The sequence below is a fragment of the Pseudomonas sp. GV085 genome (assembly GCF_003050925.1).
Lineage (GTDB): Bacteria > Pseudomonadota > Gammaproteobacteria > Pseudomonadales > Pseudomonadaceae > Aquipseudomonas.
On sequence record NZ_QAOV01000005.1, the window covers coordinates 94928 to 111054 of the forward strand.

Consider the following 16127-nt stretch of genomic DNA (forward strand, 5'->3'; position numbering starts at 1 on the left):
GGCTCGCTCCTACAGAGACCGATGTTCACAAATGACCTACCTATTCAGTCAGGACATTCGCGGACAAATCTCCTTACAATCCTTCTCTTTGTTAGCTGCCTAAGCAAGGATTCTGCATGCAAGCCGCCAACCCGCGTCGCGGGTACATTCTGGGCCTGAGTGCCTACATCATCTGGGGACTTTTCCCCCTCTATTTCAAAGCCATCGCCAGCGTGCCCGCCGTGGAAATCATCATCCACCGGGTACTGTGGTCGGCGCTGTTCGGCGCCTTGTTGCTGATGGTCTGGAAGCATCCCGGCTGGTGGCGCGAACTGCGGGAGAACCCGCGAAGGATGGCGACCCTGGCCCTGAGCGGTGCACTGATTGCGGCCAACTGGCTGACATACGTCTGGTCGGTGAACAACGGCCGCATGCTGGAGGCCAGCCTTGGTTACTACATCAACCCATTGGTGAACGTGTTGCTGGGCATGCTGATCCTCGGCGAACGGCTGCGGCGCATGCAATGGATTGCCGTCGGTCTGGCGGCCGTGGGTGTGGCGCAGCAGGTCTGGCAAGTGGGCAGCCTGCCGTGGGTGTCGCTGGCGCTGGCACTGACCTTCGGTTTCTATGGCCTGATTCGCAAACAGGCACCGGTCAAGGCGCTGCCGGGGCTGGTGGTGGAAACCTGGATGCTGGTGCCGATCGCCCTCGGCTGGTTGCTGCTCAATCCGGCGGCCAGCAGCGCCCAAGCCGAATTCTGGACCACCTCCCAGGCCTGGTGGCTGGTGGCCGCCGGCCCGATCACGCTGGTACCGCTGGTCTGCTTCAACGCGGCTGCCCGGCATTTGCCCTACACGACACTGGGCTTTCTCCAGTATCTGGCACCGACACTGGTGCTGCTGCAAGCGGTCCTGCTGTTTGGCGAGCACCTGTCGTCCAGCACCCTGGTAGCGTTCATGTTCATCTGGGCCGGCCTGGCGGTTTACAGCGTCGATGCGTGGATAAGTTTGCGCCGCCGCAGCTGATCAAAAAACACACAAAACTCTACAGGCCACGTCTTCCGTGGCCTGCATCATTCCTTCCCAAGGTTATCCACAGCGTGATCCCCGCCGTTTGTGCGCAAGTGGCTGAAACTGCTGGTTTTTTGATCAGATCCTGAAGAACCCCGGCCGGTGTGGCCTGGCGGGGTGTCTCTACAGGTTATCCACAGGCGGGTGCACGTTTAACTTGGATAACCCGATCAGGGTTCACTGCGCAGCACCAGCTCGACCATCAGGTCGTCCGCCAGGGTTTCCAGGCGCGATTGCAGTACGTCCAGCGACAACGTCACCGGGACGGCAAGAATCGCTTCGGCATGGAACAACGGCTCGCTGCTCATCGGTGCCGGGCGCACTTCGGTGACCAGCCGCTCCAGGTTCACCCCCTGCTCGCTCAACAAGCGTGTGATGTCACGCACGATCCCCGGACGATCATTGCCCACCAGTTCCATGGCGATCGGCTTCCAGGTGCAGGATTGTTCGATGCTACTTTCGGCGATCAACACGCGAATGCCCTGGGCGGACAAGCCCTGCAGGGCATCGACCAATTCGTCGTAGGCCTCGGCCGGCACACCCACTCGAAGAATCCCGGCGAATTGTCCCGCCATGCGCGACATGCGGCTTTCCAGCCAGTTACCGCCGTGTTCGGCGATGCATTGGGCAATGCGCTCGACTTGCCCTGGCTTGTCCGGTGCGAATACGGTGAGTACGAGGTGGTCCATGGCGCAGCCCTCTGGTCATGACTTTTGTTATAGAGAACCAAGTATAGGCAAGGGTTGAACCTGTGCTGACAGGTCCGGCGCCTTCGCGAGCAGGCTCGCTCCCACAGGAGTTGCGCGGGCCTTTGTGGGAGCGAGCCTGCTCGCGAATGAAGGCACCGCCGATCGAAATGAAAAGCAAATCGTGTACAACTTTCGATATTTAACTGGAACAATCTACTGGTTTTTTGAGAACATCCCGCTCCGCGCCGTGACCGCAATGCGTCATGGGGTCGCAGAACGACGTAATTAGTCTGATTTTCACAACCGCAATTCATCATGTAGTATGCCGCAGCGCGCACTACATAACGTTGGATCGATGTCTGCCGCAGGCACGTCCACAACCCTGAAAGCCCTGTCAGCAAGGCCCCAAGCCGTTGATCGGTCCCAGCCCAGCCGCCCGTAATGGGCATGTACTGGTAGAGGGGTTTGTGGTTTAAATGGCCAAAGGCTTCATTGTTAAATTGAAGAGCTGAAAAGCGAAATAAGCTGAGCAGAGTGAGGCAAGCAATGACTGAACACGTTCAAGTCGGTGGCCTGCAGGTCGCCAAAGTCCTGTTCGACTTCGTGAACAACGAAGCCATTCCCGGTACCGGCCTCACCGCCGATAAGTTCTGGGCCGGTGCCGACAAGGTCATCCATGACCTGGCGCCGAAGAACAAAGCCCTACTCGCCAAACGCGATGATTTCCAGGCTCGTATCGATGGCTGGCACCAATCCCGTGCCGGTCTGCCACACGACGCCGTGGCCTATAAAGCCTTCCTGCAAGACATCGGTTATCTGCTGCCAGAAGCGGCCGATTTCCAGGCAACGACGCAAAACGTCGATGACGAAATCGCCCGCATGGCCGGCCCACAGCTCGTGGTGCCGGTCATGAACGCCCGCTTCGCGCTCAATGCCTCGAACGCCCGCTGGGGCTCGCTGTACGATGCGCTCTACGGCACTGACGCCATCAGCGAAGCCGATGGCGCGGAAAAAGGCAAAGGCTACAACAAGGTGCGCGGTGACAAGGTCATCGCTTTCGCCCGTGCCTTCCTCGACGAATCGGCGCCTTTGGCAGCCGGCTCCCACGTCGACTCCACCGGCTACAAGATCGTCGACGGCAAACTGGTGGTCGCCCTTAAAGGCGGCAGCAACACCGGCCTGCGCAACGACGCCCAACTGATCGGCTTCCAGGGCGATGCCGCTGCACCGAGCGCTATCCTGCTGAAAAACAACGGCCTGCATTTCGAAATCCAGGTCGATGCCAGCACCCCGATTGGCCAGACCGACGCAGCCGGTGTCAAAGACATCCTGATGGAGGCCGCGCTGACCACCATCATGGACTGCGAAGACTCCGTTGCCGCTGTCGATGCCGATGACAAAGTGGTGATCTACCGCAACTGGCTCGGCCTGATGAAGGGCGATCTGTCGGAAAGCGTCGCCAAGGGCGGTCAGACCTTTACCCGCACCATGAACGCCGACCGCACCTATACCGCTGTCGATGGCAGTGAACTGAGCCTGCACGGTCGTTCGTTGCTGTTCGTGCGTAACGTCGGTCACCTGATGACCATCGACGCGATCCTCGACAAAGACGGTAACGAAGTGCCGGAAGGCATTCTCGATGGCCTGGTGACTTGCCTGGCATCGATGCACAACCTGAACGGCAACACCTCGCGCAAAAACACCCGCACCGGCTCGATCTACATCGTGAAGCCGAAGATGCACGGCCCTGAAGAAGCCGCGTTCACCAATGAGCTGTTCGGTCGCATCGAAGACGTGCTGGGCCTGCCGCGCAACACCCTCAAAGTCGGGATCATGGACGAGGAGCGTCGTACCACGATCAACCTCAAGGCCTGCATCAAGGCGGCGAGCGAGCGCGTAGTGTTCATCAACACCGGTTTCCTCGACCGCACGGGCGATGAAATCCACACCTCCATGGAAGCCGGCCCGATGGTGCGCAAGGCAGACATGAAGGCGGAAAAATGGATCGGCGCCTACGAGAACTCCAACGTCGATATCGGTCTGAGCACCGGCCTGCAAGGTCGCGCACAGATCGGTAAAGGCATGTGGGCCATGCCTGACCTGATGGCGGCGATGCTCGAACAGAAAATCGCCCACCCGCTGGCCGGTGCCAACACCGCCTGGGTACCGTCGCCGACTGCTGCTGTGTTGCACGCGCTGCACTACCACAAGGTTGACGTGTTCGCCCGTCAGGCCGAGCTGGCCAAACGTGCGCATGCCTCGGTAGACGACATCCTGACCATCCCCCTGGCGGTAAACCCGCAGTGGACCTTTGAGCAGATCAAGAACGAACTGGACAACAACAGCCAGGGCATTCTCGGTTACGTGGTGCGCTGGATCGACCAGGGCGTCGGCTGTTCGAAAGTACCGGACATCAACGACGTCGGCCTGATGGAAGACCGTGCAACGCTGCGTATTTCCAGCCAGCACATCGCCAACTGGCTGCGCCATGGCATCGTCACCGAAGACCAGGTCATGGAAAGCCTCAAGCGCATGGCGCCAGTGGTTGACCGCCAGAACGCCGGCGACGCGCTGTACCGTCCGCTGGCCCCGAACTTCGACAGCAACATTGCCTTCCAGGCAGCCGTCGAACTGGTGGTCGAAGGCACCAAACAGCCGAACGGCTACACCGAGCCGGTCCTGCACCGTCGTCGTCGCGAGTTCAAGGCTGCCAATGGCCTGTAACTGAGCGTTTACGCCGGACATGAAAAAGCCCTGATCGAAAGCTCAGGGCTTTTTCTTTTTGGGCTGCCCGCGACCCCTGGTGGGAGCGAGCCGGCTCGCTCCCACAGAGATTGTGCAAGGGCCGACACCTTTGAACTAAGGCTTTATCCCAAGCTCACGCTTGACCAACTCAAGCAAATGCCCGACTTCAATCGGCTTGAGCAGAAAATCCACCACGCTCAAATGCATCGCGGCGATTGCATCCTTCACGTCGGCGTCACCCGAGACAATGATGATCGGCAATGCCGCCCTTTGCGATTCACGTACCTGACGGATCAGATCCAAACCGTCAACGTGGCCCATTCGCAGGTCGGTGATCAGTAAACCGATCGTGGGCTTTTTGATCTCTGCCTCGGCCACCAGGATCTTGAGTGCCGATTCGCCACTGGCTGCTGTCTTGCAGCGAATACCCTCCGACGCGAGGATATCTGACAGCAGCTCGCGGGCGTCTTTATCGTCATCGACGATCAGCACCCGTTGCGACGGCAGGTCAGGTTCCAGCATGACGGCGCTTAGCGCTTCGCGCTCGGCGTCACTCAAAATGTCGTGGTCAGGCATGGCTTTCCCTATATGTTCAATACAATTCCCTGGCACAGCGGTGAGACATCGCTCAGCGAACTATTAATGTGCACCCCGTCGGATATTTTTCCAATAGCAGGATAGAGAGGTTTTTCTCACAGTTGCGTAAGGTTTTTCCGACATTCCATCACCCTGATTGCCTACCTAGACTTACGTCCAATGGGCACCCCGACCGCAGGGGTCGACCATGTCCTGGTCATCCGACTACAACAATTCAAAAAAGACTGCGGTAATGGTTATGAGTAAAGCGGACGCCTTCACACAGGCAGGGAAAACCGCGGTGTTGCAGAACATCCAGGGTACGTTGCAATTCCTTCAGCGCTTCCCGCCTTTCAACCAGATGGAACACGCTCACCTGGCGTATCTGGTCGAGCAATGTCAGCTGCGTTTTTACGCCCCCGGCGAGAGCATCATCAAACCCGCCGATGGCCCGGTCGAGCACTTCTATATCGTCAAGCAAGGCCGGGTCGTGGGCGAGCGTCCGCACACGGCAACAGGTGGCACCGAGACGGTCTTCGAGATCACCACCGGCGAATGCTTCCCCCTCGCGGCATTGCTGGGTGAGCGGGCGACCCGCACCGAGCACCTGGCTGGCGAGGACACCTTTTGCCTGCAATTGAACAAACCGGCGTTCATCCGCCTGTTTTCGCTATCGGACACTTTCCGCAACTTCGCCCTGCGCTGCGTCAGCAGCCTGCTGGATCAGGTCAACCAGCAAGTGCAGCAAAAAGCCGTGGAAACCCTCGGCACCCAGTATTCGCTCAATACCCGGCTGGGCGAATTGGCCATGCGCCACCCGGTGACATGCGCCCCGCGCACGCCGTTGCGCGAGGCCGTGACGTTGATGCACGAACAACAGGTCGGCAGCATCGTGGTGGTCGATGAACTCAAGGCGCCACTGGGGATTTTCACCCTGCGCGACCTGCGTCAGACCGTGGCTAACGGCAGCTGTGATTTCAGCGAAGCCATCGAAGGGCACATGACCCGGGCGCCGTTCTTCCTGTCGCCGGATCACAGTGCATTCGACGCGGCGATTGCCATGACCGAGCGTCACATCGCCCATGTCTGCCTGGTCAAGGACCAACGCTTGTGCGGCGTGGTTTCCGAGCGCGATCTGTTTTCCCTGCAGCGGGTCGACCTGGTGCACCTGGCGCGCACTATCCGCAATGCCCAAAAGGTGGAAAACCTGGTGGCGCTACGGGGCGAAATCGGTCAACTGGTCGAGCGCATGCTGGCCCACGGTGCGTCTTCGACGCAGATCACCCATATCATCACCTTGCTCAACGACCACACCGTGTGCCGGGTGATCGAGCTGACCCTCGCCGAAAAAGGTGACCCCGGCGTGCCGTTCAGCTGGCTGTGTTTCGGCAGTGAAGGCCGTCGCGAGCAGACCCTGCACACCGATCAGGACAACGGCATTCTGTTCGAAGCCAGGGACGCGGCCCATGCCGCCGAGATTCGCGGCAAGCTGCTGCCCATCGCCCTGCAGATCAACCAGAGCCTGGCGCTGTGCGGCTTCACCTTGTGCAAAGGCAATATCATGGCCGGCAATCCCGAACTGTGCCTGTCCCGGGCCGAATGGGCGCGGCGCTTTGCGGCGTTTATCCGCGAGGCAACCCCGGAGAACCTGCTGAGTTCGAGCATCTATTTCGATTTGCGCGTGGTCTGGGGCAGCGAGCACGGTTGTGAGCAGTTGCGCCGGGGCATTCTCGATCAGGTCGGCGACAACCGTTTGTTCCAGCGCATGATGGCCGAGAATGCGCTGCGCAATCGCCCGCCCGTAGGGCGTTTCCGCGAGTTCGTGCTGGCGCGCAAAAATGGCGAGAAGGCCACCCTGGACCTGAAGATTCAGGGCCTGGCACCGTTCGTCGACGGCGCCCGGTTGCTGGCCCTGGCCCACGGTATCGAAGCGAACAACACGCTGGAGCGTTTTCGCCAGTTGGTTGCCAAGGAGGTCATCGATCCCCTGGACGGCGCCGCGTACGAAGAGGCGTATCACTTCATCCAGCAAACCCGCATGCAGCAACATCAACTACAGACCCGGGAGAATTTTCCTTACTCTAATCGGGTCGACCCCGACAGCCTCAATCATCTGGACCGACGCATCCTGCGTGAGTCCCTGCGCCAGGCACAACGCCTGCAAAGCAGCCTGACCTTGCGGTATCAGTTATGAGCCTGTTTTCATGGCTGCGCCCGGCGAGTCCCACCCTCCCAGCCCATCTGCAACATCGGCTGGACCAATTACCGACGGCTGCCGATCTGTCTGAGTGCAGCCTGCGCGAGCAACGCTGGGTGGTGCTCGATCTGGAAACCACCGGCTTGAACCTGAACAAGGACCACGTATTGTCCATCGGCGCGGTGGTGATCGAGGACGGGGCCATCGACTTTCGCCAGCAGTTCGAACGCACCCTGCAATATCCGCAAGTCAAACTCGGCCCCAGTGTGCTGATCCACGGCATTGGCCCCAGCGCCATTGCGGCGGGCAGCGACCCGGCAGAAGCGCTGCTCGATCTGATGGAGTACCTCGCAGACAGTCCGGTGCTGGCCTTCCATGCGCCGTTTGACCAGCACATGCTCGGCCGCGCGCTGAAAGATCATCTGGGCTTCAAGTTGCAGCATCCGTTTCTGGACGTGGCGGACATTGCACCGCTGCTGTGCCCGCAAGCGCACATTCGCGAGGCCGGGCTGGACGACTGGATCGACTGGTTCAAGCTCGAAGTCTTCGAACGCCACCACGCCAGCGCCGACGCCCTGGCCACCGCTGAACTGGCGCTGATTCTGTTCAGCCGCGCGCGGCAGCAGCAGATTCATAGCCCGTTGAATCTGCAACAGCGCTTGAGTCAGTGGAAGCGCCGGCAGCAGGCTCCGTCCTTCTGACCTATACGCAATCCCTGTAGGAGCGAGCCTGCTCGCGAAAATCGTCAACGGTGACACGTTTTTCTGGCAAGACCGAAGTGTCAGATGATTTTTCGCGAGCAAGCTCGCTCCTACAGGGGCCGTCGCCAAATTCCCACCTGACCAACGCCAATTGCTTACCTCCCTCGCCCCTGTCACAATCGCGAACAGTTCTCGTTAGTTAATATTTCCCAATCGGTGTGCGGCGTGTCGTCAGTTCCAAGCCCTCAAAATGAGCTCGTCGGTGCGTTATATCGCGACCACCGCAGTTGGCTATTGGCCTGGCTTCGACGCAACGTCGCCTGCCCGCAACGGGCCGAGGACCTGAGCCAGGACACGTTCGTGCGCTTGCTGGGCCGCGAGGAACTGAAGGTCCCGCGCGAGCCCCGGGCATTCCTGGTGGCGATCGCCAAGGGCCTGCTGTTCGATTATTTCCGCCGCGCCGCGCTGGAACAGGCCTACCTCACCGAGTTGATGCTGGTTCCCGAAGCCGAGCAACCGTCGGCGCAAGAACAGCAAATGATCCTCGAAGACCTGAAAAACATCGACCGGTTGCTCGGCAAGCTTTCCAGCAAGGCCCGGGCGGCGTTCCTCTACAACCGTCTCGACGGCCTCGGCCACGCAGACATCGCCGAGCGCCTGGGGGTGTCGGTGCCGCGGGTGCGCCAGTACCTGGCCCAAGGCATTCGCCAGTGTTACATCGCGCTGTATGGTGAGCCGACTTGAATCCGCTCAGTTCCAAACCGGTATCGGCCAACGTGCTGGACGCGGCGATTGCCTGGCAGTTGTCCATGGACTGCGCCAACCCGGTAGAACGCGACGAGTTCGCCAAGTGGCACGCGGCCCACGAAGAGCACGCCCGCGCCTGGCGCCAGTTGGGCATGCTCGACCAGCGTTTCGGCGTGGCCAGCGGCCCGGCCCGCACCGCCCTGCTGCAATCGCGCGAAGGCATCCGCCGGCGGGTCCGCAAGCTCGGCAATGGTGTAGCGAGTATGGTTGCGGTGATCGGCCTGGGGCTGTTCGCCGGGGAGCGTTACCTGCCGATCGACTATTGGCTGGCCGACCAGCGCACCGCCGTTGGCGAACAGCGCACCCTGCGCCTGACTGATGGCACGCTGATCAATCTCAACACCCACAGTGCCCTGGATGTGCGCTTCGATGAAAAGCAGCGACGCATCGTGCTGCAGGAGGGCGAAATCCTGGTGGAAACCGGCCATGGCGATCCCCGGCCGTTCATCGTCGAAACCCGTGAAGGCAGCATGCGCGCGCTGGGTACGCGGTTTCTGGTCAAGCGCGAAGAAGACGGAACGCGCCTGAGTGTGTTGCAGTCGGCGGTGGCGGTTCACCCTGAATCCACCCCGGACGAACAGATCCTGCGCGAAGGCCAGCAGGTGCTGATCCGCAACAACGGCCTGGGCCCGGTTCAGGCGGTCAACCTCGGCGCGGATGCCTGGACCCGCGGCATGCTGGTGGTGGACAACACGCGGCTGGAAGATCTGGTGCATGAAATCGGCCGCTATCGAAACGGTTACGTCGGGGTCGCACCGGAGGTGGCCGACCTGCGCATCACCGGCAGCTTCCCGCTGCGCGACACCGACCTGGCACTCAATGCCCTGCTGCCGACCCTGCCGGTGCAGATCGAACAGCACACGCAATGGTGGGTGAAGGTCGTGGCCAAGGCCGATGCCAATCCCTGAAAAGCTTTGTGTCTGATCCGTCGCTATCGCGAGCAGGCTCGCTCCCACATTTTGAAATGCATTCCATTGTGGGAGCGAGCCTGCTCGCGATGGCGGCGTTCGACTCCCCACAAAAACCGGATTGACCCAATACCCGCCGCAACCGACTTCTGAATCGAAATTATTTCCATCCAGCTCTATCACTTTTTGATTTTCGTTCGGCACACAGGCAATTGAGAAATATTTCCATTCAGGAGCCGCTGTATGCCTCGTTCGCTAGACTCCCTGTTGCGCCGCAGTTTGCTGGCGGTCGCCATTGCCCTTTGCACCCCTTTGGCCAGCAGCCAACTGGTCGCCGCGGAACAGGTGTTCAGCGTCCGCGCCTACAACCTGCCGGTTGCACCACTGGCCAGCACCCTGAACCAGATCGCCAGCCAGGCCGGTTTGGCCCTGTCGTTGAATCCATCCTTGGCGGCGGGCAAGACCTCGGCGCCAGTCAAAGGCCAGTTCGACGCAACCGGCGCCCTACGCGAAGCCTTGCGTGGCACTGGCCTGCAACTGGAGCAGAGCAGTGCGGGCACCTACAGCCTGGTGGCCGTGCCCGAGGGTGTGATGGACTTGCCGGCGACCAGCGTAATCGGCGTGCAAGACACTGAAAGCGCCTGGGGGCCGGTACAGGGCTACCTGGCCAAGCGCACCGCCGCCGGCTCCAAGACCGACACCGCGCTGGTCGAGGCGCCGCGTTCGATTTCGGTCGTCACTCGTGAGCAGATGGACGACCGCAACGCGCACACCCTCGACGATGCCGTGCGCTACTTGCCGGGCATCACCTCCAGCAGCTTCGGCAGCGACACCCGCGCCGACTGGTTACGCGTGCGGGGTTTCGAGCCGACTCAATTCCTCGACGGCCTGCCACTGCCAAAAGGTGTGTACGCCAACCCGAAACAGGAAACCTGGAACCTCGACCGCCTGGCGCTGCTGCGCGGCCCGGCCTCGTCCGTATACGGCCAGACCCCGCCGGGCGGCCTGCTGGACATGGTCAGCCGTCGCCCAAGCGCCGAAGCCAGCAGCGAAGTCCAACTGCAGTACGGCAGCGACAATCATCGCCAGATCAACTTCGCCAGCACCGGCAAGATCGACGACGAAGGCCAGTTCCTGTACAGCCTCAGCGGCGTACTGCGCGACGGCGGCACGCCCATCGACCACATCGATGACAAGCGCTACAACATCGCGCCGAGCCTGACCTGGAACATCGACGAAGACACCAGATTCACCTTGCTCACACAGTTCACCCGTGACGATACCGGTATCACCAGTCAGTTCTATCCGATCCAGGGCACCAAGATCGACATGCCATTCGGCGAGATCTCCCACCACAAGAACCTCGGTGATCCGAACTACGACTTCTACGACCGCACCTACTACGCACTGGGTTATGCCTTCGAACATCGCCTGAACGATATCTGGCAGTTCCGGCAGAACCTGCGCTACACCAAGTCGGAGCTGTCGTTCCAGGCAGTGACCGTCAACAGCTACAACCCTGACTTTGCCAACCTCGGCTTTGTCGTCGACGATCAAGGTAACACCGGACGTGGCACCACCAACGTCGACGAAGACATCGCCCAATTCGCCGTGGACAACAACTTCCAGGGCGACTTCGTCACCGGCGACGTCAGTCACACCTTGCTGATCGGCCTGGACCACCAGCGCAACACCACCAACTACCTCTCGATCTTCGGCACCGCACCGGGCATCAACGTCAACGACCCGGTCTATGGCTTGCCGATCACCCGTCCGCCACGCTCTACGGCCTTTTATGACTACGAACAGAAGACCCGGCAGACCGGCCTGTACATCCAGGACCAGATGGCCCTCGACCAATGGCGCCTGACCCTCGGCGGTCGTGAAGACTGGGTCCACACCGGCACCACGTTCTTCAACAAGGGCGATGCCACCAACACCGAACGCGACAAGAACTTCAGCGGCAACGTAGCGATCAGCTACGTGTTCGATTCGGGCTTCGTGCCTTACCTGTCTTATGCCGAATCGTTCCAGCCGACCAGCAATGCAGTCGCCTCGCCGACCGAGTCGTTCAAGCCGACCGAAGGCAAGCAATGGGAACTGGGTATCAAGTACCAGCCACCGGGCAGCAACACGCTGTTGACCGCGGCTGTGTATGACCTGACCCAGAAAAACGTTTCCGTTACCAACAACGTGGGCAACGTGACGGTCACCAGCCAGACCGGCGAAGTGAAAGTCAAAGGCCTGGAGCTGGAAGCCGTTTCCGACGTGACCGAAAACCTCAAGGTCACTGCTGCTTACACCCTGGCCAAATCCGAAGTGCAAGAAGGCATTTACAAGGGCAATCGCCTGCAATTGATGCCTAACCAGCAAGCGTCGGTGTGGGGCGACTACACCTGGCACAACGGCGTGCTGAATGGCTTCGGCATCGGCGCTGGCGCGCGCTACACCGGCAACACCTACGGCGACCAGGCCAATACCTGGCTGGGCAAGGCCGGCGCCTACACGGTGTTCGACGCGGTGGTTCACTACGACCTCGGTCGCCTGGACAACAGCCTCAAAGGCGCTTCGCTGGCTGTTAACGCGACCAACCTGTTCGACAAGGACTACATCTCGACTTGCGACAGCTTCTACTGCTACTACGGCGACCAGCGCAGTGTCGTCGCAAGTGCAACCTACAAGTGGTAACGCTTTGAGCTGACACGCCCTATGACCAGGCCGTCCGTCGTGGACGGCTTTGGTTTTTCTGAAGGCTATGAAATGAAAAGTAAAACAATTCGCCGCTGGTCCGCGATCCACACCTGGACCAGCCTGATTTGTACGGTGTTCCTGTTGCTGCTGGCACTGACCGGCCTGCCGTTGATCTTCCACCACGAGATCGACCACTTGCTGGGCGATGCGCCTGAAGTGAAGGAAATGCCGGCGGACACCCCGCACCTGGATTTGCAGCAATTGGTGGAAGCCGCCGAGAAGCATCGCCCCGGTGAAGTCATGCAGTATTTCGGCTTCGAGGACGATGAGCCCAACGCGGTGCTGACCATCATGGCCGCGACCGCGGGCACCGAGCCGAACTCGTCCCACACCTTCTTGCTCGACGCCCGTACCGGCGAAGCGCTGGAGACGCCATCGGCCAACGGCGGTTTCATGATGACCATGCTGCGCCTGCATGTAGACATGTTCGCCGGGCTACCGGGCAAGTTGTTGCTGGCGTTCATGGGGATTCTGTTCGTGGTGGCGATCGTTTCCGGCACGGTGTTGTACTTGCCGTTCATGCGCCGCTTGAAATTCGCCACCGTGCGCCAGGACAAATCCACGCGCCTGCGCTGGCTCGACCTGCATAACCTGATCGGTGTGGTGACGTTGACCTGGGCCCTGGTGGTCGGCGTGACCGGCGTGATCAGTGCCTGTGCCGACCTGATCATTGCCGCCTGGCGCAACGACAGCCTCAGCGCGATGGTCGCGCCGTACCGCGATGCGCCACCGCTGACGCAACGCGCGCCGGCCACCCGCTTGCTCGATATCGCCAAGGATGTCGCGCCGGGCATGCAGCCGGACTTCATCGCCTTTCCCGGCACACGATTCTCCAGCGAGCACCATTACGCGGTGTTCATGAAAGGCAGCACGCACCTGACCTCGCACCTGTTGACGCCGGTACTGATCGACGCCAGCACCCTGCAAGTCACCGCCGTGGCCGAACGACCGTGGTACATGGACGCCATGGGCATGTCGCAGCCGCTGCACTTCGGTGACTACGGCGGCATGCCGATGAAGATCCTCTGGGCGACCCTCGATGTGCTGACCATCATCGTGCTCGGCAGCGGGGTCTACCTGTGGGTGGTGCGGCGCAAGGCTGCAAGGCCTGTGCTGGAAAAAGCGGAGAGCGTGGCATGAAGCCCCGGCAGTCGAACTTCTGGAAAGTCTTCGTCATTCCGACCGTCATTGCGGTGCTCAGCGCGGCAGGGTTGTTTGCCGCGTTGCTCGGGGATGGTGTTTGGGACTCGTTGAGCTGGGTGGGGCTGGGTGTCCCCGCCGCTCTTGCCCTGCGCGGCCTCCTGCAACGCCGCTGATCCCTGTAGGAGCGAGCCTGCTCGCGATGAGGCCGTATCAGTCGACATTGAATTGCCTGACACATCGCCATCGCGAGCAGGCTCGCTCCTACAGGTTCGGCGGCAAGTCTCAAGCACTCGCTAGTCATACGACGACACCCCCACCCACCCGTCGCCTCCCCCTGCAAATCCACTGACATATCTGTTGACAGTTTTACCCTTGCGCTCCTATAAAGGCGCATGTTGTACGACAACCTACAACAACTGCAGCACCAAAAATAAATCCAAAAAATGATGGTGACGTGATGAAAGTCAAAGGCATCCGCTGGTGGATGGTCGGCCTGGTGACGGCCGGCCTGATGGTCAACTACCTGGCTCGCAATACCCTGTCAGTGGCGGCTCCGACCCTGATGAGCGAAATGAACATCTCCACCGAGCAGTACTCGCACATCGTGGTCGCGTGGCAGGTGTGCTATGCGCTGATGCAACCGGTAGCCGGCTATATCATCGATGCCATCGGCACCAAAATGGGCTTCGCCATTTTCGCCTTCGCCTGGTCGATTGCCTGTGCACTGGCCGCGCTGGCGACCGGTTGGCAGGGCCTGGCCTTTGTCCGCGGCCTGCTTGGCCTGACCGAAGCCGCAGGGTTACCGGCGGCGGTCAAGACTTCCACAGAATGGTTCCCGGCCAAAGAACGCTCAGTGGCCATCGGCTGGTTCAACATCGGTTCGTCGATTGGTGCCGTACTGGCGCCGCCGCTGGTGGTCTGGGCGATTCTGCACAGCGGCTGGGAACTGGCGTTCCTGATCGTCGGCGGCCTGGGCGTGGCCTGGACCTTCCTGTGGATGGTGCTCTACAAACATCCGCGGGATCAGAAACGCCTGAGCGACGAAGAACGCGACTACATCCTCAGCGGTCAGGAAGAACACTTCAAAGACCCAGCGACGAAAAAAGGCAGCTGGAAAAAGATCATCGGCAACCGCAACTTCTACGCCATCGCCAGCGCGCGCATGCTCTCGGAACCGGCGTGGCAAACCTTCAACGCGTGGATTCCGCTGTACCTGATGACCGAACGGCACATGAACATCAAAGAGATCGCGATGTTCGCCTGGCTGCCGTTCCTGGCCGCCGACCTGGGCTGCGTGCTCGGCGGTTACCTGAGCCCGTTCTTCCACAAGTACTGCAACGTGTCGTTGTTCACCTCGCGCAAAATGGTCCTGCTGTTCGGCGCCTCGTGCATGATCGGCCCGGCCTGCATCGGCCTGGTGGCCAGCCCCTACACTGCGATTGCGCTGCTGTGCATCGGCGGCTTCGCTCACCAGACCTTGTCCGGTGCGCTGTATGCGATCACCTCTGACTCCTTCGGCAAAAACGAAGTGGCCACCGCCACCGGCATGGGCGGCATGTTCGGCTACCTGGGCGCAGCCGCGTTCACCCTGGTGTTTGGCGTGATGGTGACAAAGATCGGTTACAGCCCACTGTTCGTGGTGCTGGCGATTTTCGACATCGTCGCCGCGTTCATCGTCTGGACGGTTGCCCGTGAGATCAAGCCTCAACAGCCCGCCCCAAGCCTGCAAGCGGCAGTGCCAGCCAACTAAGACCCAAACCCTGTAGGAGCGAGCCTGCTCGCGATGGCGGCCTGACATTCAACATCAATGCTGGCTGACAGACCGCTATCGCGAGCAGGCTCGCTCCTACAAGGGTGTTTGCCATCTTGAGCTATCACTCCGACGCGCTATGCTGCCCGACACTGCCACCGATCGAGACGCTGCCATGTCCGCCCCGAGCATGACCCTGTACCACAACCCGCTCTCTCCCTTCGTTCGCAAAGTCACGGTGCTGCTGCATGAAACCGGTCAACAGGACCGCGTGGCACTGCAGACCAGTGTGCTCACCCCGGTCAACCCGGACCTGACTCTGATCGACGACAACCCCCTGGGCAAAATCCCGGCGCTGCGCCTGGCCGATGGCAATGTCATCCATGACAGCCGGGTCATCCTCGACTACCTCGATCAGCAGCACGTCGGCAACCCGCTGATCCCCCGCGAAGGCTCGGCCCGCTGGCGGCGCCTGACGCTCGCTTCGCTGGCCGATGGCATCATGGACGCGGCCGTGCTGGTGCGCTACGAAGTCGCCCTGCGCGCCCCGGAAAAACACTGGGACGAATGGCTCGATGGCCAGCGCGACAAAATCCGCCGAGCCCTGGCATTGCTGGAGAAAGATGCGATTGCCGAGCTGACCTGCCATTTCGACGTGGCCTCGATCAGCGTGGCCTGTGCACTGGGTTACCTGGACTTGCGCCATCCGGATCTGGATTGGCGCGAAGCCAATCCGCAACTCGCAGCGTGGTATTTCGAGGTGAGCCAGCGGCCTTCGATGATTGCGACGATGCCGAAGGTTTAAGCCTTC

13 protein-coding genes are annotated in these 16127 nt (G+C 60.7%); 11 read left to right on the forward strand and 2 right to left on the reverse strand.

Annotation, left to right across the window (positions count from 1 at the left end):
* Positions 1 to 116: 116 nt before the first annotated feature.
* On the forward strand, positions 117 to 1004 hold the full coding sequence (gene rarD / locus C8K63_RS12215; RefSeq protein ID WP_108216943.1) for an EamA family transporter RarD: 888 nt from the start codon (positions 117 to 119) through the stop codon (positions 1002 to 1004).
* Positions 1005 to 1219: 215 nt separating this feature from the next.
* On the opposite strand, the gene C8K63_RS12220 is transcribed toward rarD, so the two are convergent.
* The gene (locus tag C8K63_RS12220) at positions 1220 to 1738 is read right to left on the reverse strand and encodes a glycine cleavage system protein R (protein WP_108216944.1); all 519 of its coding nucleotides are present in this window, start codon (positions 1736 to 1738) and stop codon (positions 1220 to 1222) included.
* Between the two features lie 546 nt (positions 1739 to 2284).
* Between C8K63_RS12220 and C8K63_RS12225 the strand changes: the two genes are divergently transcribed.
* Complete coding sequence (locus C8K63_RS12225; RefSeq protein ID WP_108216945.1) at positions 2285 to 4462, forward strand: malate synthase G; 2178 nt, start codon at positions 2285 to 2287, stop codon at positions 4460 to 4462.
* Between the two features lie 135 nt (positions 4463 to 4597).
* On the opposite strand, the gene C8K63_RS12230 is transcribed toward C8K63_RS12225, so the two are convergent.
* On the reverse strand, positions 4598 to 5059 hold the full coding sequence (locus C8K63_RS12230; RefSeq protein ID WP_108216946.1) for a response regulator: 462 nt from the start codon (positions 5057 to 5059) through the stop codon (positions 4598 to 4600).
* Between the two features lie 253 nt (positions 5060 to 5312).
* Between C8K63_RS12230 and C8K63_RS12235 the strand changes: the two genes are divergently transcribed.
* From C8K63_RS12235 to C8K63_RS12275, 9 genes are all read left to right on the forward strand, one after another.
* A complete protein-coding gene (locus C8K63_RS12235) occupies positions 5313 to 7253 on the forward strand; it encodes a putative nucleotidyltransferase substrate binding domain-containing protein (RefSeq protein WP_108216947.1) in 1941 nt (646 codons plus the stop codon).
* The gene (locus C8K63_RS12240; protein ID WP_108216948.1) at positions 7250 to 7957 is read left to right on the forward strand and encodes a PolC-type DNA polymerase III; all 708 of its coding nucleotides are present in this window, start codon (positions 7250 to 7252) and stop codon (positions 7955 to 7957) included. Before C8K63_RS12235 ends, C8K63_RS12240 begins: the two co-directional genes overlap by 4 nt.
* 225 nt (positions 7958 to 8182) lie before the next feature.
* Positions 8183 to 8701, forward strand: coding sequence for an RNA polymerase sigma factor (locus tag C8K63_RS12245; RefSeq protein WP_108216949.1), 519 nt, complete (start codon positions 8183 to 8185; stop codon positions 8699 to 8701).
* A complete protein-coding gene (locus C8K63_RS12250) occupies positions 8698 to 9672 on the forward strand; it encodes a FecR domain-containing protein (protein ID WP_108216950.1) in 975 nt (324 codons plus the stop codon). The genes C8K63_RS12245 and C8K63_RS12250 overlap by 4 nt, the downstream gene beginning before the upstream one ends.
* Before the next feature lie 243 nt (positions 9673 to 9915).
* Positions 9916 to 12360: a TonB-dependent siderophore receptor gene (locus tag C8K63_RS12255; RefSeq protein ID WP_108216951.1), complete on the forward strand. Its 2445-nt coding sequence runs from the start codon at positions 9916 to 9918 to the stop codon at positions 12358 to 12360.
* A gap of 72 nt (positions 12361 to 12432) precedes the next feature.
* Complete coding sequence (locus C8K63_RS12260) at positions 12433 to 13563, forward strand: PepSY domain-containing protein (RefSeq protein ID WP_108217247.1); 1131 nt, start codon at positions 12433 to 12435, stop codon at positions 13561 to 13563.
* Positions 13560 to 13739, forward strand: coding sequence for a hypothetical protein (locus tag C8K63_RS12265; RefSeq protein WP_108216952.1), 180 nt, complete (start codon positions 13560 to 13562; stop codon positions 13737 to 13739). Before C8K63_RS12260 ends, C8K63_RS12265 begins: the two co-directional genes overlap by 4 nt.
* A 284-nt stretch (positions 13740 to 14023) precedes the next feature.
* Positions 14024 to 15316, forward strand: a complete 1293-nt coding sequence (locus tag C8K63_RS12270) for an MFS transporter (RefSeq protein ID WP_108216953.1) — start codon at positions 14024 to 14026, stop codon at positions 15314 to 15316.
* 175 nt (positions 15317 to 15491) lie between these two features.
* Entirely contained in the window at positions 15492 to 16121 is a 630-nt protein-coding gene (locus C8K63_RS12275) for a glutathione S-transferase (RefSeq protein ID WP_177413279.1), read from the forward strand.
* Positions 16122 to 16127: the final 6 nt, after the last annotated feature.

What these genes read in the sequence shown, in the direction of transcription:
- C8K63_RS12230 (WP_108216946.1), bottom strand. Translation starts at nt 5,059, where the DNA reads ATGCCTGACCACGACATTTTGAGTGACGCCGAGCGCGAAGCGCTAAGC.
- C8K63_RS12260 (WP_108217247.1), top strand. Translation starts at nt 12,433, where the DNA reads ATGAAAAGTAAAACAATTCGCCGCTGGTCCGCGATCCACACCTGGACC.
- C8K63_RS12240 (WP_108216948.1), top strand. Translation starts at nt 7,250, where the DNA reads ATGAGCCTGTTTTCATGGCTGCGCCCGGCGAGTCCCACCCTCCCAGCC.
- C8K63_RS12270 (WP_108216953.1), top strand. Translation starts at nt 14,024, where the DNA reads ATGAAAGTCAAAGGCATCCGCTGGTGGATGGTCGGCCTGGTGACGGCC.
- rarD (WP_108216943.1), top strand. Translation starts at nt 117, where the DNA reads ATGCAAGCCGCCAACCCGCGTCGCGGGTACATTCTGGGCCTGAGTGCC.
- C8K63_RS12255 (WP_108216951.1), top strand. Translation starts at nt 9,916, where the DNA reads ATGCCTCGTTCGCTAGACTCCCTGTTGCGCCGCAGTTTGCTGGCGGTC.
- C8K63_RS12220 (WP_108216944.1), bottom strand. Translation starts at nt 1,738, where the DNA reads ATGGACCACCTCGTACTCACCGTATTCGCACCGGACAAGCCAGGGCAA.
- C8K63_RS12225 (WP_108216945.1), top strand. Translation starts at nt 2,285, where the DNA reads ATGACTGAACACGTTCAAGTCGGTGGCCTGCAGGTCGCCAAAGTCCTG.
- C8K63_RS12265 (WP_108216952.1), top strand. Translation starts at nt 13,560, where the DNA reads ATGAAGCCCCGGCAGTCGAACTTCTGGAAAGTCTTCGTCATTCCGACC.
- C8K63_RS12275 (WP_177413279.1), top strand. Translation starts at nt 15,492, where the DNA reads ATGTCCGCCCCGAGCATGACCCTGTACCACAACCCGCTCTCTCCCTTC.
- C8K63_RS12235 (WP_108216947.1), top strand. Translation starts at nt 5,313, where the DNA reads ATGGTTATGAGTAAAGCGGACGCCTTCACACAGGCAGGGAAAACCGCG.